Origin of the sequence: Methylobacterium sp. W2 (genome assembly GCF_020662345.1) — a bacterium.
Lineage (GTDB): Bacteria > Pseudomonadota > Alphaproteobacteria > Rhizobiales > Beijerinckiaceae > Methylobacterium.
On sequence record NZ_VMOA01000031.1, the window covers coordinates 31,651 to 53,112 of the forward strand.

The following is a 21,462-nucleotide window of genomic DNA, read 5'->3' on the forward strand; positions in this document are numbered from 1 at the left end:
TATAACAAATGCCAGCGCCATGTGCTTTGGTTCGACAAGCATATGGCGGGGTGTTGTTCTTATAATCCCGGCCCTTCTCGGGAATGAGTGTCGCAGGGCCATTCGTGACGGAAGGGCCTGTGCCGACGGCCCGATATCGAGACAGGCCGCCCCGGTCGCCTCGATCCGGGACGCTCAATTCCCAAGTGCCTTCCCTTCCCCGCCGCGTCAGCCTTTCTCGGGCCGCGGGGCGATGCGGTCGAGCGCCGCCATCGTGTCGTCGGACAGGTTGAGGTCCGCCGCGGCCAGGTTCTCGCGCAGGTGCTCCACCGACGACGTGCCGGGGATCAGCAGGATGTTGGGAGAACGGCGCAGCAGCCAGGCCAGCGCCACCTGCATGGGCGTCGCGCCGAGCCCTTCGGCGATCTCGTTCAGGGCCGCCGACTGGATCGGGCTGAAGCCGCCCAGGGGGAAGAACGGGACATAGGCGGTGCCGGATGCCGCCAGGTCGTCGATCAGGGCGTCATCGGCCCGATGCACCAGATTGTACTGGTTCTGGACGCAGACGATCGTCGCGATGGACCGGCTCTCCGCCACCTGCCGCGCCGTCACGTTGCTCAGCCCGATCCGGCGGACGAGCCCCTGGCGCTGGAGATCGGCGAGGACGGAGAGCGGCGCTTCGATGGATCCTTCGGCCGGCCCGTGCACGTCGAGCATGATCCGCAGGTTGACGACGTCGAGAGCCTCGACGCCGAGGTTGCGCAGGTTGTCGTGGACGGCACCCGTGAGGTCCTCGGCGGAGAAGGCCGGGTTCCAGGACGCGTCGGCACCGCGCCGGGCCCCGATCTTGGTGACGATCACGAGGTCGTCGGGATAGGGGTGGAGCGCTTCGCGGATGATCTCGTTGGTGATGTGCGGTCCGTAGAAGTCGCTGGTGTCGATATGGTCGACGCCGCGCGCCACCGCTTCGCGCAGCACCGCGATGGCCCCGGCCCGATCCTTCGGTGGGCCGAAGACACCGGGCCCCGCCAATTGCATCGCGCCGTAGCCCAGGCGCTTCACCGTGCGGTCTCCGAGGGCGTAGGTCCCGGCTCGTGCGATATCGGTCATGCATCTCGCTCCCGTGTGAGGGGCGGGAGTGTAGAACCTCGTGATCCGCGTGGTAATACGCCCCATCCGCACGGGGCGCGGCGACGGGGCGAACGAGTCGCAGGATGCCATCGCAGCCTCGCAAGATCCCCCATTGGCCAAAGCATCTCGTCCGCCAAGATCAAGGGGCGGTTTGTCTTCAGCCTAAAGCCCGAAATGCCGGCTCAGGACGATCATCGGTTCGGTCTGACTGTCCGTATCGGTTTTGACGAAGATCTTCTTTAGATGCGTCCGTGTCGTTTGGATCGACATGCCGAGCCTGTCGGCTGATTCCCTGGTGCTGTGCCGGCCAGCAGGTTGTGGCACAGCTCGGCTTCCCGAGGCGTGAGCCCGTACGATGTCTTGAGGACATCGCCGTCGAGGTCCATTTCGGTCCTTTAGCGATACGGAACGTTCCCGCGTAACGCCGCACATTATCGGCCAAGGCAGGACTAACCCGCTCGGATCGGATTTGAAAGACCGATATGTCTTGTCGTCATGCCAAAGCAGAGATCGTTCGACAGGAAAGTATAAGTCGATCGGCTCTATCGGTCGCCCGGCATTCCTCATTGAGCCGGGACCCTGTCCGGATCGACTGCCGGATCGTCGTTCGGTGAGATGTCTCATCGTGCGATCGACGAGCGATGCACGCGAAGGCGCGGGCAAACGCGTCGAACGGAATCCATCCGCCCCCATCCATGCCGCGCGCTCCGCCGTCGTCGAGGGGATCGGGCCAAGGGCAGCGCCTCGCCTTGCCGTCCTGTCACCGCGATCAGGCCGGCTCGTAGGCCGTCGCCGACAGTCCGGTGGTGTCCGAAGCCGTGTCCTGCGATGGGGCACCCAAGGGGCCGGCATGAAGCCGGGCGATCAGCCGTGCCATGTCTTCGGGCAAGTCGGCGGCGCAGTCGAGGCCGAAGGCGCGGTCGAGGGCTGGCATCGTGCTGCGCAGGAAGGCGTGGGACGCCTCCGCGCCGGGGCGGGGCGGGGCCGACATCGTGGACGGGATGTGCAGGGTGGGCGTGCCGAGGGTGGTTGTGGGTAGAGCGAGCATGACTTCCACGGGGGTGCGCGACGCGCCTTGCGCAATCCCGCCGCCGGGCGTCCGCGGCGGCCTGTCTCGTAAGGCCGCTCAAGCTAGACCGTATTGGTTGAACCGTAGCTGAAGGGCGACCGGCGCCCTTGCCGGTCTCACATCGGGATCAGATGTAGTGCCGGAAGACGACCTGGCTCTGGGGTTCCTTCGTCTTGCCGCGCTCGCATGCGTCGACCGTGGGGCGGCTCTGGATCAGGGATGCCGGCATGACCAGCGTAACGAGGGCGAGCAGCCAGCGGAAGGGACGTGCAACGGTCATGTCGGGTTCCTGGCCTGAGTCGCGGTCGGATCGTCACCTTGAAATCATGCGCCTATGACGGCTGAATGCTTCATGGCTGGCCGCGATCCGTTTCGCTGTGCCGGTGCGCACATCGGCTCTGCCGCCCCAGGATGGCGCCAGCGTCAGCGGCGGTGCCGCCATGGCCAAGACGCCGAGCGCGATGGACCGCCGCCGAACGTGAGGATCCGTTCCGGTGCCATGGCGCGTCGGTCCCCGCCTCCCCCCGGGGAGCCCTCGCACCGGGCGGGTTCAGGCCGCCGGGGTGTCGGCGCGCCGCATGCGGGAACGGGGCTCCCGCCCGTGACCAGCGCCCCGTTCGTTATGATCCCAATCGCTTAGACCACGAGGATGTCCTGGAAGGTGATGACGGGGCGTGTGGTGAGGAGGGCGAACTGGAGGGCATCGGCCGATCCGCTGCCATCCGCGTCGTAGGAGACCGCGCCCGTCCGCGAATCGTAGAGAACCCGGTCGTCCGCATCCAGGACGGCACCGGCCGCTCCGAGGTCCTTGAAGGCGCCCGCCGCCAGGGTTCCGGCCTTGGTCAGTGCCGTGAAGATCCCGTTCTCGAGCCGGAGCGTGTCGTCGATGGCGGCGAAATCGACGATGCGATCGACGTTGCCGGCGCCCAGCGCCGTGTTGAAGAAGAAGATGTCGGCCCCGGCCCCGCCCTTCAGGATGTCGTCGCCCAGACCGCCATTGAGCATGTTGGCGCTGCCGTTGCCGGTCAGCGTGTTGCCGAGATCGTTGCCCTTGCCGTTGATGTCGGCGCTGCCGGTGAGAAGCAGGTTCTCGATCTCGCTGCCGAGGTTGAACGCCACCGAACTTCGGACGAGATCGATGCCGCCCGCCGACGCCTCGACGATCTTGTCCCCGCCATTGGTGACGTAAGTGTCGTCGCCGAGGCCGCCGACGAGCCTGTCGGCACCGGTCCCGCCATTGAGAACGTTGGCGGCATCGTTGCCCAGGAGGGTGTTGTCGAGGGCATTGCCTGTCGCCTTGATCGCCGCCGTTCCCGTGAGGGTGAGGTTCTCCAGATTGTCGCCGAGGGTCAGGGTGACCGAACTCCGGACGAGATCGGTTCCGGCGCCGAGGGCCTCGACGATCGTGTCGCCGCCGTCGGTGACGTAGATGTCGTTGCCGAGGCCGCCGATGAGGGTGTCGCTGCCGGTGCCGCCGTCGAGGAGGTTGGCGCCGGCGTTGCCGGTGATCCGGTTGGCCAGGGCGTTGCCAGTGCCGTCGAGGGCAGTTGCCCCCGTCAGGGTCAGGTTCTCGATGTTGTCGCCGAGGGTCAGGCTTACCGATGTCTCGACGAGGTCGGTGCCGCCATCGAGGGCCTCGACCATCGTGTCGCCGCCATCGGTGACGTAGGTATCGTTGCCGAGGCCACCGATGAGGGTGTCGGTGCCGGTGCCGCCGTCGAGACGGTTGGCGGCACTGTTGCCCCTGATGGTGTTGGCGGCGGTGTTGCCGGTGCCGGCGAGGGCGCTCGTCCCCGTCAGGGTCAGGTTTTCGAAGTTGTCGGCCAAGGTGAAGCTCACCGCGCTCTGGACGAGGTCGGTGCCGGCGCCGGACGCCTCGACGAGGGTGTCGTCGCCATCGGTGACGTAGGTGTCGTCGTCGAGCCCGCCGATCAGCGTGTCCCTGCCCCCGTTGCCGTTGAGAATATTGGCCGCGTCGTTGCCCGTCAGCACGTTGTCGAGGCCGTTGCCGGTGCCATCGATGGCCTGGATGCCGGTCAGGATCAGGTTCTCGACGTTCTTGCTGAGGGTGAGGGAGGCCGAACTCCGCACGGTGTCGGTGCCCGCGGAAGCCGCTTCGGCGATCGTGTCGCCGCCATCGGTGACGTAGGTGTCGTTGCCGAGCCCGCCGATGAGGACGTCGACCCCGGTGCCGCCATCGAGGATGTTGGCGGCGGCATTGCCGGTGATCCGGTTGGCCAGGGCGTTGCCGGTACCGCTGATGACGGCCTTGCCCGTCAGGGTCAGGTTTTCGAGGTCGTCGCCGAGGGTCAGGCTGACCGAGCTCTGGACGAGGTCGGTGCCGCCATCGGCCGCCTCGACGATCGTGTCGCCGCCATCGGTGACGTAGATGTCGTTGCCCAGCCCGCCGACGAGGGTGTCGCTGCCCTTGCCGCCGTTGAGCATGTTGGCGGCGGCGTTGCCCCGGATCGTGTTGGCGAGGGTGTTGCCGGTGCCGTTGATCGCGGACGAGCCGATGAGGGTCAGGTTCTCCAGGTTCAGTCCGAGGGTCAGGGTGGCCGAACTCAGGACGGTGTCGGTGCCCGCGGAGGCCGCTTCGGTGATCGTGTCTCCGCCATCGGTGACGTAGCTGTCGTCGCCGAGACCGCCGATGAGGATGTCGGCGCCGCTGACACCATCGAGGACGTTGGCCCCGGCATTGCCCTGAAGCGTGTTGGCCAGGCCGTTGCCGGTGCCGTCGATGGCCCCCGTTCCCGTCAAGGTGAGGTTTTCGACATTGTCGCCGAGGGTCAGGGAGACCGAGCTTTCCACGAGGTCGATGCCGGCATCCGCCGCCTCGGTGATCGTGTCTCCGCCATCGGTGACGTAGGTGTCGTCGCCGAGGCCGCCGATGAGGATGTCGGCGCCCCCGCCGCCGTTGAGGCGGTTGGCGCCGGAAGTGCCGGTGATCGTGTTGGCCAGGACATTGCCGGTGCCGTCGAGGGCGGCCGTTCCCGTTAGGGTCAGGGTCTCGATCGCCTGTCCCGCCGTCAGGGTGAAGCTGACGCTCGCCTGCACGACGTCGGTGCCGGCGCCCGTCGCCTCGAAGACCTGATCTCCGGCGTTGTCGACGATGTAGGTGTCGTTGCCGCCGAGGCCCGACAGGCTGTCGGCCCCCGCTCCTCCGTTCAGGGTGTTCACCCCGGCATTGCCGCGCAGGGTGTTGGCGAGGGCATTGCCGGTGAGCGAGATGCCCTTGGTTCCGGCGTCGCTCGTGGTCTGGAGCGCTTCGATCTCCTGATCGGCGGCCAGGGTGTAGGTGAGCGTCGTTTTGACGGTATCGAAGCCCCCGCCCGTCGCCTCGACGATGAGGTCGGTCGTGGTGTTCACGAGATACGTATCGTCGCCCGCGCCCCCGGCGAGGGTATCAATCCCCTCATTGCCATCCAGGATGTCGTTGCCGGCGCCGCCGTCGAGACGGTTGGCGTTGGCGTTACCGGTAAGGGTATCGCCGAAGGCCGAGCCGATGAGGTTGGTGATGCTGCGCAGAGTATCCGAACCGCCGCCGCCGGTATTCTGCGCGCTGCTCTGCTTCAGCAAGCTTACGGTGACGGCAGAAGACGCGTCGGAGTAGGAGGCCGTGTCTTTCGATCCGTCTCCCGTCAAGATATCATTGCCGTTTCCGCCTTGCAGAATATCGGCGTATAGCTTCTCTCCATCGTATCCATAGAGATAATCATTGCCGTCTCCGCCAATTAAGGTGTCCTTGCCGTCATAACCTTCCAGGTAATCGATTCCCGCATCTCCGCTCAGGATGTCATTAAAATTCGTGCCATATATTGTGTCTGAATTCTTGGAGCCGGTGATTATCGCGCGAGACGTCAATCCATATGCATCGACATTCAGCGTATGGTCGCCAGTGATTGTGCTGGAAAAATCGAGCGTTCCACCGGATCCTTTAAGAGTCGCCAAGATCTCGATGTTGTCTACGTCGCTATCGAGGATAGTCGAAAAAGCAGAAAATTGCGCAATTGTTCCGAGTAGACCGCTGGAGAGCTTATAATCTAGGATCTCTACGTTTGTGAATGTAAAGTCTCCAAATGTGCCCAAAACGACGGTATCTGTGCCTGCGCCCCCATCGATCAACCCGGTCCGGTTCTGCGAACTCGAATTCGTGAAGGTGTCGTTGCCGTCGTTCCCCTTCAGGATGTCGGTTCCGCCGGAGCCGTAGATGAGATCGTTACCCGCACCGCCGTCGATGACATTCGAGAGTGCGTCACCCGTGAGGGTGTCGTTGAAGGCCGAGCCGATCAGGTTGGGGATGTCCTTGATCGTGTCCGTACCGGCACCCACGGTGTTCTGCGCCGATGTCGTCGCCAGGTTCACCGTGACGGCGGACGTCGCTCCCGCATAGGAGACGGTATCTCCCTCATCGTCTCCGACGATTACGTCGTTCCCGAGACCGCCTTCCAGGGTGTCGCTGCCGAGGCCGCCATTGAGCCGGTCATTGCCGGCGCCGCCGATCAGCGTGTCGTCGAAATCCGAACCGTTGAGGCTGTCGTTCCTGGCCGATCCGATGATCGTGACACCGGCGGTCAGGCCGGCATTGGACACCAGCACCGAATCCGTGCCGGTGACGCGGCTGGTGAAGTCGATCGTGCCGCCTGCCCCTTGCAGCGAGATTCCGAACTGCGTGGTCTTGGCCGTGCTGTCGATGAGGCTGGTGAAGGATGAGAGCTGGGCTGTCGTGGCGGTGACGGACGTGGTGTCCAGTACCTCGACCCCTGTGAAGCTGGCATTTCCCAAGTCGTAGACTTGGGTAAGTGTGTCCGTTCCGATGCCACCCTCGACGGTCACGACGCCGCCATAGCCGGTCATGATCCGGAACGTGTCGTTGCCGGCTCCGCCATCAAGGCTGTCCACGCCGTCATCGTAGACCGTGATCGAATCGTTGCCGTCACCGCCGGAGACGATATCGTTGCCCTCGCCAGTGTTGAGGGTATCGTTGCCGGCCCCCCCGGTGAGAACGTCGTCGTAGGCCGAGCCGGAGAGCGCATCGGCATTGGCCGTGCCGATGAGCGTCAACGGCGCGCTGAGGGCACCGCCCGAGATCTGAACGTTGACGCCGTGTGCGCCGAGGCCTCGGTTCGAGAAGTCGAGCGTCCCGCCCGCTTCGCCGTGATAGCCGAGATAGAAACCGAGCTGAGCGTTGGCGGCGGCGGTGGTCGAGATGATGGACCCGAATGCGTTCAGCTGCGCGACGCTCCCGTAGGTATAGCTGTTCTGCAGATCGAGAATCTCGACATTGCTGAAGGTGACCAAGCCGAGGTCTGCACCGATCACCTGGACGGTGTCGACGCCCGATCCGCCATCGGCGGAGCTAGCGGCGGCGGCGGATGCGCTCATGACGAAGGTGTCGTTGCCGTCGCCGCCGGTGAGGGTGTCGCTGCCGTCGCCGCCGTCGAGGATGTCGTTGCCGGCTCCGCCGCTGAGGCTGTCGTCGCCGGAACCGCCGTTGAGAGTATCGTTGCCGTCGCCGCCATCGAGGGCATCGTTGCCCTGGCTGGCGTAGAGGATGTCGTTGCCGGCTCCGCCATTGAGGGCGTCGTTGCCGTCGCCTCCGCTGAGGGTATCGTTGCCGGCCCCGCCGGTGAGACTGTCGTCATAGTCCGAGCCGTAGAGCGCGTCGGCATTGGCTGTGCCGATGAGCGTCAATGCCGCGCTGAGGCCGCTGCCCGCGATCTGAACGTTGACGCCGTGTGCGCCGAGGCCTCGGTTCGAGAAGTCGAGCGTGCCACCCGCGTCATCGTAATAGCCGAGATAGAAACCGAGCTGCGTGTCAGCGGCGTAGGTGGTCGAGGTGATGGACCCGAATGCGTTCAGCTGTGCGACGCTCCCGTAGGTATAGCTGTTCTGCAGATCGAGAACCTCGACATTGCTGAAGGCCACCGAGCCGAGGTCGCCACCGGTCACCTGGACGGTGTCGATGCCCGATCCGCCATCGGCGGAGCTGGCGGCGGCGGCGGATGCACTCATGACGATGGTGTCGTTGCCGTCGCCGCCGGTGAGGGTGTCGCTGCCGTCGCCGCCGTCGAGGATGTCGTTGCCGGCTCCGCCGTCGAGGATGTCGTCGCCGGCTCCGCCGTTGAGAGTATCGTTGCCGGCGCCACCGATCAGGGTGTCATTGCCGGCGCCGGCGTCGAAGGTATCGTTGCCGGCCCCCCCGGTGAGACTATCGTCATAGGCCGAGCCGTAGAGCGCGTCGGCATTGGCGGTGCCAATGAGCGTCAATGCCGAACTGAGGCCGCCGCCCGCGATCTGAACGCTGACGCCGTGTGCGCCGAGGCCTCGGTTCGAGAAGTCGAGCGTCCCGCCCGCTTCATCGCGGGAGCCAAGATAGAAAGCGAGCTGGGCATCGGCGGCGTAGGTGGTCGATTTGATGGACCCGAATGCGTTCAGCTGCGCGACGCTCCCAGAGGTGTAGCCGTTCTGCAGATCAAGAATCTCGACATTGTTGAAGGCGACCGAGCCGAGGTCGCCACTGGTCAGCTGGACGGTGTCGATGCCCGATCCGCCATCGGCCGTACCGGCGGCGGATGCGCTCATGACGATGGTGTCGTTGCCGTCACCCCCGGTGAGGGTGTCGCTGCCGTCGCCGCCGTCGAGGATGTCGTTGCCGGCTCCGCCGCTGAGGGTATCATTGCCGGCTCTGCCGCTGAGAGTGTCGTCGCCGTCGCCGCCATCGAGGGCGTCGTTGCCGTCGCCGCCGTCAAGGGTATCGTTGCCGGCCCCACCGGTGAGGGTGTCGTCGTAAGTCGAGCCGTAGAGCGCGTCGGCATTGGCCGTGCCAATGAGTGTCAACGCCGCGCTGAGGGCGCTGCCCGAGGTCTGAACGCTGACGCCGTGTGCGCCGAGGCCTCGGTTCGAGAAGTCGAGCGTCCCGCCCGCTTCATCGCGGGAGCCAAGATAGAAAGCGAGCTGAGCATCGGCGGCGGTGGTGGTCGAGGTGATGGACCCGAATGCGTTCAGCTGTGCGACGCTCCCGTAGGTATAGCTGTTCTGCAGATCGAGAACCTCGACATTGCTGAAGGCAACCGAGCCGAGGTCACCAGCGATCGCCTAGACGGTGTCGATGCCCGATCCGCCATCGGCGGTGCCGGTGGCGGATGTGCTCATGACGATGGTGTCGTTGCCGTCGCCGCCGGTGAGGGTGTCGCTGCCGTCGCCGCCGTCAAGGATGTCGTTGCCTGCACCACCGCTGAGGGTGTCGTCGCCGGAACCGCCGGTGAGGGTGTTGGCGCCCGTATTGCCGATGAGGGTCTCGTTGCCCTCAGCCCCCGAAATCGAGATCGGCGATGCGCCGAGGGCGGTGATCTTCGTGACCACCCCGTCTGCCTGGAGCGTGATGCCGGTGACGCTGGAAGGGGCGCTGAAACGAAGGTCGTCGACCGTCACCGTCGCCGTTTCATTCCCGCCATATGCCGCCGAGACCGCGATCGTATCGCCTGGGTTCGCCGCCGCGATGGCATCGGCGATCGTTGCGTAGGTACCCGGAACGTTGCGCGTCGCCATGATGGTCGTCTTTCCCTGGAAAAAGCGTCGTGACCGTCTCGGAGCTCAAAACATCACGGCGGTCATTCGTCTGCCCCGGCGCGGTTAGAGCACCCGATCAAATGCAGCGCATCCCCCAAATGGAGTATGCCGAGTCATTGACTCGCAGGCGGAGTGGGATGGATTGCTCTAGTCATGATAGGCAAGGCCAAAGGATTGTACCTCTCGGCATTAATTCCCCGATGGTCTCGATTCGGCCCTCGTCGCAGGCTGTAGAATGATGTCAATCCGTGTTTTTTGCCGTATCGGAGGTAGTTCGGATCATGTCAGCGGCAGTCAATTCCGAAAGCTTGATCGATCATATCTACGAAGCCGCAGTCATTCCCGAGATGTGGCCCAGTGTATTGGCCGAACTGGTGCGGGTCGGCGAGGGAAATGGCGCGCTTTTGTTCACGACGGTCGGCAGTGAGTTCCGCTACGTCACGTCCCCGGGCTTCGAGGAGGGAATCGCCGAGTATGTCGCCGGGGGCTGGCCGGAGCGGACCGACAGGCCGGCGCGGTTGTTCGCCAGGGAACATGCTGGCTTCCTCACCGACCTCGACGTCTACACCGAAGCGGAGATGGCGGTGGAGCCGGTCTTCCGCGACTTCCTGCGGCCGCGGGGCCTGGGCTGGGGCGTCGCCAGCGCCATCGCGGTTCCGAGCGGGGATCGGCTCATCTTCAACGTGGAGCGGGAATTCGCGCGCGGTCCCGTCACCGGCGAGATCGTGGCGCGCCTCGATGCCCTGCGCCCTCACCTCGCCCGGGCGGCCACCATGTCGGCGAGGCTGCGGCTGCAGACCGTCAGGGTGGCGGCTCAGGTGCTCGATGTCGTCGACATTCCCGCCGCGATCCTCGGCAAGCAGGCTCAGATCCTGGCGGTCAATGCCGGTTGTGAGGCGTTCCTCGGAGCCACCATCCGGGAGGCGCATCGCCTGACCCTGTCCAACCCGGAGGCGGACCGCCTGCTGGAGCGGTCCCTCGAAGGACTGGCGACGGAGCGGCGGACCTCGACCCGGTCCATCCCGATCCCGGCCACCGACGAGCGCGGCCCGGTGATCCTGCATCTGCTGCCGATCCGGCGGGCGGCGGCGGACCTGTTCAACGCCGCCTCCGCCATCGCGATCTTCACACCCGTCGCGCAAGGGGCCGCACCGGACCTCACCGTCCTGTCGGGCCTATTCGACCTCACCGTGGCCGAGGCGCGGGTGGCGCGGGAGATCGCGCTGTGCAGGACGGTGGAGGATATCGCCCTGCGGACCGGCGTCGCCATCAGCACGGTCCGGACGCAGCTGCGATCCGTCCTGTCCAAGACCGGAACCAACCGCCAAGCCGAACTCGTCGGGCTCCTCGCGGGAACGACCCCGGGGGACTGGCCGGCACCGTAGGGATCAGGCGAGCCGATCCGTGGAGATGCATGCATGAAGCGCGTCGCCTGCTCGATTGTGCCGGATCGCCATGACCATTCCTGATCCGCTGCGCCTCGTCGATGCCTGCTACGCGGCCGCCCTCGATGCCTCGCTCTGGCCGCGGGTTCTCGATCAGGTGAGCGCCTGCCTCGGAGCGCGGGGGACGGTGATCGTCTCCTACGATCCTCGCCGGACGGCCGACACCCTGCATTCGGACAGCCTGCGGGAGGTGCATGACGCGTATAGCGGCGGCTGGTGGGAATATGACAGCCGCATCGCGCGCGCGCGGGCGCTCGGGATGAGGCCCGGCCTCGTCGTGGCGGATGCGATGCTGTTCACGCCGGAGGACAAGCGCAAGGATCCCTTCTTCCAGGATTTCTGCGCCAAGCACGGGCTCGACGAACTCGTGGCCTTCTTCGCTCCCGATCCGGGTGGCGGGCTGATGACGGTGAGCGCCTTGCGCGAGGCCGGCAAAGGGTATTTCGAAGCCGGGGAGATCGCCCTTCTCACGCTGTTGGGGCCGCATGTCGCCCGGGCCTTCGACCTGACGGCGCGGCTCGGTGTCGCCCACCGGGCGGCGGCGGATCTAGGCTCGGCCCTGGCGCGAGCGGAGATCGGCGTCGTCCTGCTCGATCGGGGCGGCGCCGTGCGGTTCGTCAATCCCGGTTCCGAGAGGATGGTCGCCGGCTGCCTGAAGATCGCCCCGGGCCAGCCCGTGAGAACCATCGTGGCGGCCGATGGCCCAAGACTCGACCGTCTCGTCGCCTCCGCCCTGGCGGAGGACAGGCCATGCGCCGCCGAACCCATTATCCTGCGTTCGTCGGACGGGTCCCCCCGCCTCCTGGCGGAGGCGATGCCCCTGCGGGCCGGGGAGCCCGGCCTCGAGCTGATCGGCTCGGCCAAGGGCGGTGCCCTGCTCCTGCTCCATCACATGACGCCGCCGGACCTCATCTCCATCGCTCCGCAGCTCGAGCAACTGGGCCTGACGCGGATGCAGGCTCTGGTGGCGATGGCCATCGGCCGGGGAAACTCGCCCCGGGAGGCGGCGGAATCGCTCGCGATCCGGGAGGGCACCGTGCGGGTTCACCTGAAGGCGATCTTCGGCCGGCTCGGTCTTAGGCGCCAGAGCGAACTCGCCATCATCGTCGCTCGCCTGGACGCCATCCTGAGCCAGCGGCGGGAGCGCGAGGCCGACACGCAGCGCTAAGCGGCGCGAGCGTCACTTGCGTATCGAAAACGCAAAAAGCCGCCCGGAGGCGGCTCGTCGCGGAGAGGTGAGTCTCATGTCATGCGGAGGAAGCCCGAAGGCTTCCAGCCACCTCAGTTGAAGGTGTCGATCTCAGCCGACTCGTAGCTGGTGACTTCCATACCGACACACACTTCCTGAACGACGGGGGCAGTCCAAGCCATGATGTTTCTCCTGCGTTGCAAGTCTTCTTTAGAAGACATTTCGGTTGCGCGGGGTCACCGCGCTTGAGAGATACCTATTGCCCGCCACCCACCAAAGCAAGCCAAAAGACGGAAATATCCTGCAGGATTCCCTTAGTTTTCTCTCATGGAACGGGGCATGAGCCCTCATGAGCAGAGGACGCGTCAGGTTCGGGCGAAGGCCGCAGCGTCGGCCACCTGATCCTCGCCGGGAACCTGGCCCGTATAGAGAACGAACTGTTCCAGGGCCTGCAGCACTACGACCTCGTAGCCGGTGACAAGCCGCTTTCCCAGGTCTTGGGCCACGCGCAGGAAGGGCGTCGTCGAGGGCAGCGCCACCACGTCGAAGGCAATGGCGCAGGCGGCGATCTGAGGGGCGGGGAAGGCGAGGGCGTCGGCCTCCGGTCCTTCCATGCCCAGAGGCGTGACGTTGATGAGGAGCGGGGCCTGCGCCTCGCCGATCTCGGCGCGCCAGCCATAACCATGGCTTTCTGCCAGGGTCCGTCCGGCCGTTTCGTTGCGGGCGACGAGCGTGCCTTCTGCAAAGCCCGCATCGCGCAGGGCCGCGACCACCGCCTTGGCCATGCCGCCGGACCCGCGCAGGAGGAACGGCGTCCTCGGATCGATGCCGTGCTTCTCGAGGAGCAGGCGGATGGCGATGTAATCGGTGTTGTAGCCGGTGAGGCGCCCGGCCTCATTCACCACCGTGTTGACGCTGTCGATCGCCGCCGCCGAGGCTTCGAGGCGATCGAGAAGCGGGATCACGGCCTCCTTGAACGGCATCGAGACGGCGCAGCCGCGGATGCCCAAGGCCCGTATGCCGCCGATCGCGGCGGGCAGGTCGGTGGTGGTGAAGGCCTTGTAGACGTAGTCGAGCCCTATGAGCTCGTAGAGCCGATTGTGGAAACGCGAGCCGAAATGTCCCGGTCGTCCCGACAGGGACATGCACAGGGTGGTCTCGCGTCCGATCGGCGGCTTCATCGCGGTCTCCGGCTGGCCGGAGGCGAGTTCATCCCGCGTTCCGGCACCGGAGCGATACCATGTCCCGTGATGCGTCGCGCCCGTCAGACCTTCCGGTTGCGCCCGTCGTCCAGGATTGCCTGGGCATGATACCAGCTGTCGCCGAAATCCATCCTCGGCAACGCCATCGGCTGCGCGATGCGCCCTGCGAGGTCAACCACGGCGTTGACACCCTTCCGCGTGCCCGTCGAATAGGCACGTGCGGATGATGCGTCCTTTCTGGGCACAAAAGCAAAGATTTCGGCCGAATTCCGAGGTGAGCTCAAAGTCATGATCCGACGTCTCCGATGGCTGCTGGGCGTTCATGCCCCCGACGTCTCGTGATGATATGAGCCGTGTCTGATATTTGCATCGGCTAAACGCGCGAAAAACAGTACATGCCGGTAATTAGAGCATGCCTTAATTTGTTTCACGCATCGAACCATGGTGCGTTGCCGCAGTCAGGCTCCCCAGGGAATCCCCTGCCCTGTGCCGATCACTTCTCCGGCACGACGCCTGTACATCGTGAGAGGGGTGCCGCCCGTCACGGCGACGAGATGAATCTCGACCTCTGCCGCCTCATGTCGTCCGGAACCATCACGGCGTGAATCTCTTGATCTGGCCTAGCAAGCGCGCGCCGATATCACGACGTCACTTGGGTCAAGCTTTGCCGTGTACGAATGGTCGCGGGATGACGATCTGGGTTACTTTGGATGAAAGCGCGCCGCTGCTGTCGGATACGTCACGAATTCATCTGCGGAGCAACGAGCCATGGGCATTTTCACCAAGGACATCCAGACCCTCGACGACCTGTTCGTGCACACCCTGCAGGACATCTATTACGCCGAGAACCAGATCACCAAAGCGCTTCCGAAGATGATCGCCAAGGCAACCGATCCGGAACTCAAGAGCGGGTTCGAGAAGCACCTTAAGGAAACGGAAGGCCAGATCGAGCGCCTGGAGAGGGTCTTCAAGATGCATGGCCAGGAACCGAAGGCGGTGACCTGTCCGGCCATCGACGGCATCATCAAGGAGACCAACGAAGTCTCCGGCGAGATCGGCGATAAGACCGTGCTCGATGCCGCCCTCATCGCCTCCGCCCAGGCGGTGGAGCATTACGAGATCACCCGCTACGGTACCCTCGTGGCCTGGGCCAAGCAGCTCGGCCGGGACGATTGCGCCGGCGTGCTGCAGCAGACCCTGGACGAGGAGCGTGCCACCGACGAGCGCCTGACCCGTCTGGCCGAGAGCCAAGTCAACCGCCGCGCCGCCTGAGCCGATAAAGCCGCCCTCCCCGGTCGGAGGGTGGCCCTTCGTCAGGCCGGGAAGAACCGGTTGGCCGGGCGCGGCAGGCCGAGATGATCGCGCAGGGTCGTTCCCTCGTAGTCGGTGCGAAACAGGCCCCGGCGCTGGAGTTCGGGCACCAGGGTATCGACCACGTCGTCGAGCCCTTCCGGAACGAACGGGAACATGACGTTGAAGCCGTCGCAGGCGCGGCCGTGGAGCCATTCCTCCATCTCGTCCGCCACCTGCGCGGGCGTGCCCACCATGGTGAGCCCGCCATAGCCGCCGACCCGCTGGGCGAGTTCCCGTACCGTCGCCCCGGTCTTGCGGGCATAGCCGACGATCTGGGCCTGGGAGCTCTTGCTGGCGTTAGTCTCTGGGATCTCGGGCAGGGGCGCGTCGAGGTCGAAGCCCGAGGCATCGACGCCGAGGCGCACGGAGAGGTTCGCGATCCCGCTATCGGTGGGCACCAGGGCGTCGAGCCGCGCCTTCTTGGCTTCGGCCTCCTCCCGCGTCGCGCCGAGGACGATGAAGGCGCCAGGCAGGATCTTGAGATGGTCGGGGTCGCGGCCGAGGGCCGGCATCCTGCCTTTCACGTCGGCGTAGAAGTCCTGGGCGGCGGCGAGTTTCGAGCCGGAGCCGAACACCACCTCGGCGGTCGCGGCGGCGATCTGGCGCCCGGCCTCCGACGCGCCGGCCTGCACGATCACCGGCCAGCCCTGGACGGGGCGGGCTATGTTGAGCGGCCCCTTCACCTTCAGGAACTCGCCGGTATGGTCGAGGACGTGGAGCTTGTCGGGGTCGAAATACACCCCCTCCTCCACGTCGCGGATGAAGGCGTCGTCGGCCCAGGAATCCCACAGGCCGGTAACCACGTCGAAGAACTCGCGGGCGCGGGCGTAGCGGACCGCGTGGTCGAGATGGGCGTCGCGGCCGAAATTCAGGGCCTCGTCCGGGTTGCCCGAGGTGACGAGGTTCCAGCCGGCGCGGCCGTTCGAGATGTGGTCGAGGGAGGCGAACTTCCGGGCCACATGATAGGGCTCGTTATGGGTGGTGGAGGCCGTGGCGATGAGCCCGATCCGCTCGGTGACGGCGGCCAGCGCCGGCAGCAGGGTCATCGGGTCGAAGGAGGTCACGGTGGCGCTGCGCTTCAGCGCGGCCATGGGCATGTTCATCACCGCCAGATGGTCGGCCATGAAGAACGCGTCGAACTTGGCCGCCTCCAGGCGCTGGGCGAAGCGCTTGAGATGGGGAAAGCTGAAATTCGCGTCCGGATATCCGCCGGGATAGCGCCACCACGCGGTGTGGATGCCGATCGGCCGCATGAAGGCGCCAAGATGCAGGCGACGAGGTTGGCTCATGCGGGGCTATCTCCGTCCGGCAGATGAAAGCACGGCGTTGGAATACAGCAGCGGCGGGAGAAAAGGGTTCTCGTTTTAACCGGGACAGGCAATTAACGTGCTGGGACGCCGCTCAGTCATGAACGGCGCTCCCGCCAGAGCAGGATGGTCCGGCAGGCGACGGCACGGACCCGGCTGTCGAGGGCGGGATAGCGGCGCAGGGTCGCGACCAGCCTTGCCCGTGCCGCGCCCTTCAGGCCGCGCCAGCCGAGGGGCACGATGAGATCCACCAGCAGCAGGGGCTCGACCCCGAAACGGCGTTTGTAATCGTAGTCGCCGATGCTGAAATCGAACGAGCGGCAGCCCTTTCGATGCAGCGCCTCCATGGTCTTGTCGATCACGAGGCGGCCCGGCGAGCAGTTCGACCACCCCTCTCCGGCATTGCTGATGCGGATCATGACATAGGTGTCGGCATCGCGGATGCCGAGCAGCGCGGCGACGACCTCGTTTCCCGCCATCAGGGCGCTGACGACGGCGTAGCCGCGGCCGAGGCCTCGTCCGACGAGGCGACGGTAGAAGGCGTCGAACTCGGTCTCGTCGAGGCGGTAATCGGCGCCGATGCTGCGCATCCGCGCCTCCTGCTGGCGTGCCATCACCTCCAGCACCCGCTGGGCCTCGTCCTGGTCCGTGACGATGCGGAAGGCCGTCTCGGGCTCGCGGGAGAACACCCGCCAGCTTCGCTCCAACTCCTTGCGCACGGTCTTGGCGAGGCGGCGATGGTAGGCGTCCCAATCCTCGCCCGTCCTGACCTCGTTGCCGTTGAGCGGACACGGGCACGCGCCCCCGAGGAGGGACAGCGGATTTGGTCGGTCGGCGAAAGTCACCGGCATCTTGCGCAGGGAGAGAAGATCGGCGCGGGGCAGGGCATGGCGGACCGCCCGCCAGAGCGCCAGAGCGCCGGCATGGTCCCTCGGGGCCGCGGGGCCGAGGAGCGGCGCGTTATAGTCGGTGAGGCCGAGATCGGCGAAAGCGATGATGCGGTGGCGCCCGGTCTCGTCGATCACCAGGGGGAGATGCAGCGCGAGCGCGCCTGTCGCCTCGTCCCGCACCGTCACCAGGAGGGGCGTCAGACCCGCCCGGCCTCGAAGCGATTCATACCAGGTCTCGATCCAGACCGGATCCTGGAAGGGCGTCGACGCGCCCGTCCATCCGGGGACCTGCTCCGTCCAATCGGAGGTGATCGCCACGGCATAGCCCCGGGTGCCGAACTCCGGTGTGTCCGAACTCGCGGTGCTCCGGCGATCTGCCGCCGGCGCCGTATTCCTCACGCCGGAGCGGGGAGTTCGAGGATCTGGCCCGGATGAGCTGCGTCGAGGCGGAAATCGACGGCACGGCGGGCCGCGCGCTCCTTCTTCACCCAGGCGCCGTCGCGCAGTAGCTTCTGCATCACCGCCTTCGACCAATAGCCCGGCCCGGTGATGGCGTGGCTCGCCGGCTCCCGGCCGAAGCGATGGCGCAGCATGCCGTTGGCGAGGTTGACGATCTGCTTGCGGCGGATCGGCTCGTCCACGAAGGAGACCGTCATCGACACGTTCAGGCAGTCGAGATTCTCGACCCGGTGCGGGGCGTTGAGGGGCCAGCTCAGCATCTGGCCGGGCGACAGCTCCATCACCTGGGCATGGGAATCGTACCAGGGTGCGTAGGGCATATCGACTTCCACATCGAACAGGGCGATGTCCTCGAGATGCCTCGGCGTCACGAAGGGCGGGGTCGAGGGATAGACGTAGACCCGCTTGGCGCCGATGATCTGCCACAGGTGCTGCCCCGGCAGGTCGGCGTGGTAATAGACCTGGGCGTTGGGCGACGAGATCAGGATGCCGCAGGTGGATTTCGCCGGGGAGAAGCCGGGGACGCGTTGGGCCAGCTCCTCGAACATGGCGTCGAGCGTGTCGCGGTAGCGCCGGTCGACGGTCTCGACATTGCGCAGGTTGAGCCACATCCGCCCCTGCGTGATGGACTCGATCACCTGTGCGCCGGGAAGTCCCCCGGTCTCGCCCTCGCGCCAGAACTTGCGCTGACCGGCCGCGCCCATATGGACGAGGCTGTACTGGTCGCGCGGATAGGTATCGATCAGATCGGCCAGGGCCTCCCGCGAGAACAGGGGGGATTGGTGCAGCCGATGCTCGAGCCGCAGGGGCTGGTGGCCCCAGAGGGCGCTGTGGGTCTCGTCCCAGGAGGTGAAGATCGGGTCGCTCATGATGACGGCCAATCCGTATCGTGTCCCGCCGCGCCATAAGGAGGCGGATCGTCCCCCTGCGGGATAGGATCGATCCATTTCCGGACATGCTGTCCGATGATGTCGTGAGCGTTGCATTCATGGTGCCGGCAGGAAAGAGCCTTCGCGAGAAAGGCGCTTGCCGGAGAAGCACTTGCTGGGGAAGCATTTGCCGAGAAAGTCTGTGCCGGGATGCGTGTGCGAAAGTCTTTCGCAATCCACGGCGGGGTAGGAACGGCGGGTCACGTCCTCTTCCGGAATCCCGCCGCATGACGCAACGCCCTGGACCGGGAGACACGAAGGCGCCTTCCCTCTGCCTCCATCTCATGGGAGCGGGCCATCCGCCCTGCGGCGTCGGCGATTTCGCGGGCCAGCTGGTGGAGGCGCTCAGGCTTCAGGGACAGCCTCAGGAGACCCTCGTCCTCGCGCCGGGCCGCGTGCCGCTCGGCGAGGTCTGGCGCGCCGTGGGGAGGAGCCGCGCGGTCATCGCCAACCTGCCCGTGGTCGCCTGGAAGCGGGCCCTCTCCGGGCCGCCTTCCGCCTTTGCCGTGGCGCTCCTGCGGCGGCGGCGGCGCATCGCGATCCTGCACGAATGGGGCGGCATGCACCGCCTGCGCCGCCTCGTCCTGAGGCCGCTCCTCCTCCTCGCGGACACGATCGTCCTCCTGTCACCCCAGGTCCGGGACGAACTCGCCGCCGACCCCGTGATCGGCCGCCTCGCCCGGCGGGCGGTGATGATGCCCCTGCCCCCGAACATCACGCGCCCCGAAACCACCGTGCCGAGCGCTCTGTCCGAGCGGATGCGTGCCGCCCGTGAGGAGGGGCGCCTCGTCATCGGTCATTTCGGTTCGATCTATCCAGGCAAGCAGCCGGAGGCGATCCTCGACATCGCGGCCAGCCTGAAGGCGCGCGGCGCCGATCCGCTCGTCGTCTTTATCGGTTCGTTCATCCGTGCCTCCGACGGGATCGAGGAGATCTTCCAAGCCAAGGTCGCGGCGCTCGGCCTCGCCGAGACCGTCGTGGTCTCCGGCTACGTCGCCTCGCCCGAAGACCTCTTCGGTCTGTTCGATGAGGTCGACGCCTTCGTCTACGTGCTCCCCGAGGGCCTCACCGCGCGGCGCGCCAGCATCCTCGCCTGCGTCCAGGCCGGATGCCCGGTCATCGTCACCGAGCCGGCGCGTGCGGACGAGTTCGATCACCATCCGCGCTTCCGGGCGCTCCTGACCGGCGGGGCCATCATCCTCGCCCCGGGCGGCGCCGGACCGGAGACCTATGCCGATCTCGCCCTGGCCGCCTCGGCGCGACCGACCCTGCCCCCCGCCCTCGACCGCCGGGTCTGGTTCGCTGATGCTGCCCGCAGCCTGAGGGACGCCCTCGGCTGACGGTCCGAGGGTGCGAACCTTGCCCTTTTGCAGCGATCGAAGGGCAAGGAGACGCGTCATGACCCAATCTGACCCAAGCGACGTTCCGGAAATGGGCAGGTCCGGCTGGTCCGGACACTGGGCGGTCGGCGGACTGGTCGCCGGCTGCGTCGCGACCGTGCTCTGGTGCGGCCTGCTGATGACCCTCGGCGGCTGGGCGGTCGGCATCATCGAGTTCTGACGGCGCGATCCCGAACCTGGGGCGCGTCAGGCGCTGCGGAACCGGGCGAGGTAGTGCAGGCCGAAGACGGAGACGAGGAAGGTGACCCAGACCGGGTCTCCGCCATCGAAGAAGAAGCTTTCCATGCAGGAGAGAAGTAGGCCGAACAGCCAGATCTGGACGAACATCGTCGCCAGCGGATCGGCCCGGCCCTGCGCCTCGATCTTCATCACGTCGCGCAAGGGAGCCACGACGACGATCGCGAGCACCAGGACCAGCCCGGGCAGACCGAGGGTCACGGCGGTATCGAGGTAGCTGTTGTGGCTGTGCGAGGCGTATCCGGCCCAGCTCGACCCGTCATCGGAGGCCGCGCGCACGGTGACGTTGTTCCAGAACGCGGAGAAGCCGTAGCCGGTGAGCGGACGCGACCCGAGGGCCTCGATGGCGAACTGCCAGACGTCGGTCCGGCCGGTGAAGGTGGAATCCACCGGCAGCAGCCGCACGAGGGCGGCCACGGGCTCGCTCACCACGGTGCCGACGCTGAACAGGTTGATTGCAAAGAGCGGAACCAGGGTGAGGAGGATGCGGCCCGCAAACGAACGGATGACGGTGAACAGCCCCGTGATCGCCAGCGCGGCCACCAGGAGGGCCGTGGCGCTCTTTCCCTCGGAGCCGATGAGGAACAGCCCGGACAGGATCACGATGGCGCTGCCCGCCGTCGCGAGCCCCGAACGCGCCACTGCGATGCCGATGAAGACCAGCATGGCCATGACCGCCGCCGCGCCGTTCTTGTGGCCGAACACGCCCCGCCAATTGCCCGCCAGCATGGGTTCGACCACATCCTTCGCCTGATGGATGGCGAGGTCCGGCGCCAGCATCATGCCGAGATAGCAGGCGCCGAGCAGCACCAGGGACGCGATCGCCAGGAGGTTGCGCAGATCGTTGCGCGAGCGCGCCAGCAGCGGCAGGCAGGCGGCCGCCAGCATCACCGAGCCCGCCAGGGTTAGACGCTTGGCCGAGGTGACGGGATCCTGCGACAGCACGACGCTCACGGCGAACCAGGCTCCGAGTGCCAGGAACCAGGGCGTGAGGAACGTGCGCAGGGCCCTGGCATGCGTTGGGAGCGTCAGGGCGAGGCACAGCAGCGCGACGAGGCCGAAACTTGCATAGGTCAGGCCCTCGCGCCCCGTGGCGAGCTCTGAGACGTCCGGATTGCTCAGATCCTGAAAGGGTTTGAGGGAGATCCAGGTCAGCAGCAGGAAGGCGAGGAAGGCGGCCTTGCGCGCGATGAGGCTGGCGGGCGTCTCGGAGAGCGCCGTCCGCACGCGGTGCCATCCCCCGGCGGCGGTCCCCGATGCCGGCAATCCGGACGCGCCCGTCCTCATCGGTTTCCCGCCC

17 protein-coding genes are annotated in these 21,462 nt (G+C 66.3%); 5 read left to right on the forward strand and 12 right to left on the reverse strand.

The genetic code is table 11. From position 1 onward, the window contains the following. Positions 1-207: 207 nt before the first annotated feature. The 5 genes from FPV16_RS16990 to FPV16_RS17030 form a co-directional block, all read right to left on the reverse strand. Complete coding sequence (locus FPV16_RS16990; protein ID WP_227439562.1) at positions 208-1,089, reverse strand: aldo/keto reductase family oxidoreductase; 882 nt, start codon at positions 1,087-1,089, stop codon at positions 208-210. A 790-nt stretch (positions 1,090-1,879) separates the two neighbouring features. Further along, complete coding sequence (locus FPV16_RS16995; protein WP_227439563.1) at positions 1,880-2,158, reverse strand: hypothetical protein; 279 nt, start codon at positions 2,156-2,158, stop codon at positions 1,880-1,882. Positions 2,159-2,306: 148 nt separating this feature from the next. Further along, positions 2,307-2,459, reverse strand: a complete 153-nt coding sequence (locus FPV16_RS17000) for a hypothetical protein (RefSeq protein ID WP_227439564.1) — start codon at positions 2,457-2,459, stop codon at positions 2,307-2,309. Positions 2,460-2,815: 356 nt separating this feature from the next. Beyond that, complete coding sequence (locus FPV16_RS26315) at positions 2,816-9,019, reverse strand: calcium-binding protein (protein ID WP_319802250.1); 6,204 nt, start codon at positions 9,017-9,019, stop codon at positions 2,816-2,818. A gap of 258 nt (positions 9,020-9,277) precedes the next feature. Continuing rightward, entirely contained in the window at positions 9,278-9,730 is a 453-nt protein-coding gene (locus tag FPV16_RS17030) for a calcium-binding protein (RefSeq protein WP_227439565.1), read from the reverse strand. A 302-nt stretch (positions 9,731-10,032) separates the two neighbouring features. On the opposite strand from FPV16_RS17030, the gene FPV16_RS17035 reads away from it, so the two are divergent. Both FPV16_RS17035 and FPV16_RS17040 read left to right on the forward strand, forming a co-directional pair. After that, complete coding sequence (locus tag FPV16_RS17035) at positions 10,033-11,136, forward strand: helix-turn-helix transcriptional regulator (protein ID WP_227439566.1); 1,104 nt, start codon at positions 10,033-10,035, stop codon at positions 11,134-11,136. A gap of 70 nt (positions 11,137-11,206) precedes the next feature. Continuing rightward, positions 11,207-12,364, forward strand: coding sequence for a helix-turn-helix transcriptional regulator (locus FPV16_RS17040; protein WP_227439567.1), 1,158 nt, complete (start codon positions 11,207-11,209; stop codon positions 12,362-12,364). Positions 12,365-12,477: 113 nt separating this feature from the next. Here the strand turns inward: FPV16_RS17040 and pqqA are convergent, their stop codons facing one another. The 3 genes from pqqA to FPV16_RS17055 all read right to left on the reverse strand — a co-directional run bounded on the left by pqqA (position 12,478) and on the right by FPV16_RS17055 (position 13,877). After that, the gene (pqqA, locus tag FPV16_RS17045; RefSeq protein WP_018043773.1) at positions 12,478-12,567 is read right to left on the reverse strand and encodes a pyrroloquinoline quinone precursor peptide PqqA; all 90 of its coding nucleotides are present in this window, start codon (positions 12,565-12,567) and stop codon (positions 12,478-12,480) included. Between the two features lie 183 nt (positions 12,568-12,750). Further along, positions 12,751-13,566, reverse strand: coding sequence for a shikimate 5-dehydrogenase (locus FPV16_RS17050; protein ID WP_227439568.1), 816 nt, complete (start codon positions 13,564-13,566; stop codon positions 12,751-12,753). Positions 13,567-13,649: 83 nt separating this feature from the next. Continuing rightward, on the reverse strand, positions 13,650-13,877 hold the full coding sequence (locus FPV16_RS17055; protein ID WP_227439569.1) for a hypothetical protein: 228 nt from the start codon (positions 13,875-13,877) through the stop codon (positions 13,650-13,652). A 478-nt stretch (positions 13,878-14,355) separates the two neighbouring features. On the opposite strand from FPV16_RS17055, the gene FPV16_RS17060 reads away from it, so the two are divergent. Beyond that, a complete protein-coding gene (locus FPV16_RS17060; protein WP_227439570.1) occupies positions 14,356-14,859 on the forward strand; it encodes a ferritin-like domain-containing protein in 504 nt (167 codons plus the stop codon). Positions 14,860-14,900: 41 nt separating this feature from the next. On the opposite strand, the gene FPV16_RS17065 is transcribed toward FPV16_RS17060, so the two are convergent. From FPV16_RS17065 to FPV16_RS17075, 3 genes are all read right to left on the reverse strand, one after another. Further along, positions 14,901-16,229 carry an LLM class flavin-dependent oxidoreductase gene (locus FPV16_RS17065; protein WP_227439571.1) on the reverse strand — a complete coding sequence of 443 codons (1,329 nt, stop codon included), beginning with the start codon at positions 16,227-16,229 and terminating at the stop codon, positions 14,901-14,903. Between the two features lie 116 nt (positions 16,230-16,345). After that, the gene (locus FPV16_RS17070) at positions 16,346-17,455 is read right to left on the reverse strand and encodes a GNAT family N-acetyltransferase (protein ID WP_227439572.1); all 1,110 of its coding nucleotides are present in this window, start codon (positions 17,453-17,455) and stop codon (positions 16,346-16,348) included. A gap of 77 nt (positions 17,456-17,532) precedes the next feature. Continuing rightward, entirely contained in the window at positions 17,533-18,465 is a 933-nt protein-coding gene (locus FPV16_RS17075; protein WP_227439573.1) for a hypothetical protein, read from the reverse strand. A gap of 287 nt (positions 18,466-18,752) precedes the next feature. Here FPV16_RS17075 and FPV16_RS17080 point away from each other — a divergent pair, with 287 nt between their 5' ends. Then, complete coding sequence (locus FPV16_RS17080) at positions 18,753-19,865, forward strand: hypothetical protein (RefSeq protein ID WP_227439574.1); 1,113 nt, start codon at positions 18,753-18,755, stop codon at positions 19,863-19,865. Between the two features lie 58 nt (positions 19,866-19,923). Beyond that, positions 19,924-20,085, forward strand: a complete 162-nt coding sequence (locus FPV16_RS17085; protein ID WP_227439575.1) for a hypothetical protein — start codon at positions 19,924-19,926, stop codon at positions 20,083-20,085. A gap of 26 nt (positions 20,086-20,111) precedes the next feature. Here FPV16_RS17085 and FPV16_RS17090 read toward each other — a convergent pair whose 3' ends face one another. Further along, entirely contained in the window at positions 20,112-21,449 is a 1,338-nt protein-coding gene (locus tag FPV16_RS17090) for an O-antigen ligase family protein (protein WP_227439576.1), read from the reverse strand. Positions 21,450-21,462: the final 13 nt, after the last annotated feature.

Bases quoted from the DNA above. Each gene is read 5' to 3' on its own strand.
- pqqA (WP_018043773.1), bottom strand. From the start codon at position 12,567: ATGGCTTGGACTGCCCCCGTCGTTCAGGAAGTGTGTGTCGGTATGGAA.
- FPV16_RS17055 (WP_227439569.1), bottom strand. From the start codon at position 13,877: ATGACTTTGAGCTCACCTCGGAATTCGGCCGAAATCTTTGCTTTTGTG.
- FPV16_RS17080 (WP_227439574.1), top strand. From the start codon at position 18,753: ATGACGCAACGCCCTGGACCGGGAGACACGAAGGCGCCTTCCCTCTGC.
- FPV16_RS17030 (WP_227439565.1), bottom strand. From the start codon at position 9,730: ATGGCGACGCGCAACGTTCCGGGTACCTACGCAACGATCGCCGATGCC.
- FPV16_RS17085 (WP_227439575.1), top strand. From the start codon at position 19,924: ATGACCCAATCTGACCCAAGCGACGTTCCGGAAATGGGCAGGTCCGGC.
- FPV16_RS17060 (WP_227439570.1), top strand. From the start codon at position 14,356: ATGGGCATTTTCACCAAGGACATCCAGACCCTCGACGACCTGTTCGTG.
- FPV16_RS17075 (WP_227439573.1), bottom strand. From the start codon at position 18,465: ATGAGCGACCCGATCTTCACCTCCTGGGACGAGACCCACAGCGCCCTC.
- FPV16_RS17035 (WP_227439566.1), top strand. From the start codon at position 10,033: ATGTCAGCGGCAGTCAATTCCGAAAGCTTGATCGATCATATCTACGAA.
- FPV16_RS16990 (WP_227439562.1), bottom strand. From the start codon at position 1,089: ATGACCGATATCGCACGAGCCGGGACCTACGCCCTCGGAGACCGCACG.
- FPV16_RS17090 (WP_227439576.1), bottom strand. From the start codon at position 21,449: ATGAGGACGGGCGCGTCCGGATTGCCGGCATCGGGGACCGCCGCCGGG.
- FPV16_RS16995 (WP_227439563.1), bottom strand. From the start codon at position 2,158: ATGCTCGCTCTACCCACAACCACCCTCGGCACGCCCACCCTGCACATC.
- FPV16_RS17050 (WP_227439568.1), bottom strand. From the start codon at position 13,566: ATGAAGCCGCCGATCGGACGCGAGACCACCCTGTGCATGTCCCTGTCG.
- FPV16_RS17065 (WP_227439571.1), bottom strand. From the start codon at position 16,229: ATGAGCCAACCTCGTCGCCTGCATCTTGGCGCCTTCATGCGGCCGATC.
- FPV16_RS17000 (WP_227439564.1), bottom strand. From the start codon at position 2,459: ATGACCGTTGCACGTCCCTTCCGCTGGCTGCTCGCCCTCGTTACGCTG.
- FPV16_RS17040 (WP_227439567.1), top strand. From the start codon at position 11,207: ATGACCATTCCTGATCCGCTGCGCCTCGTCGATGCCTGCTACGCGGCC.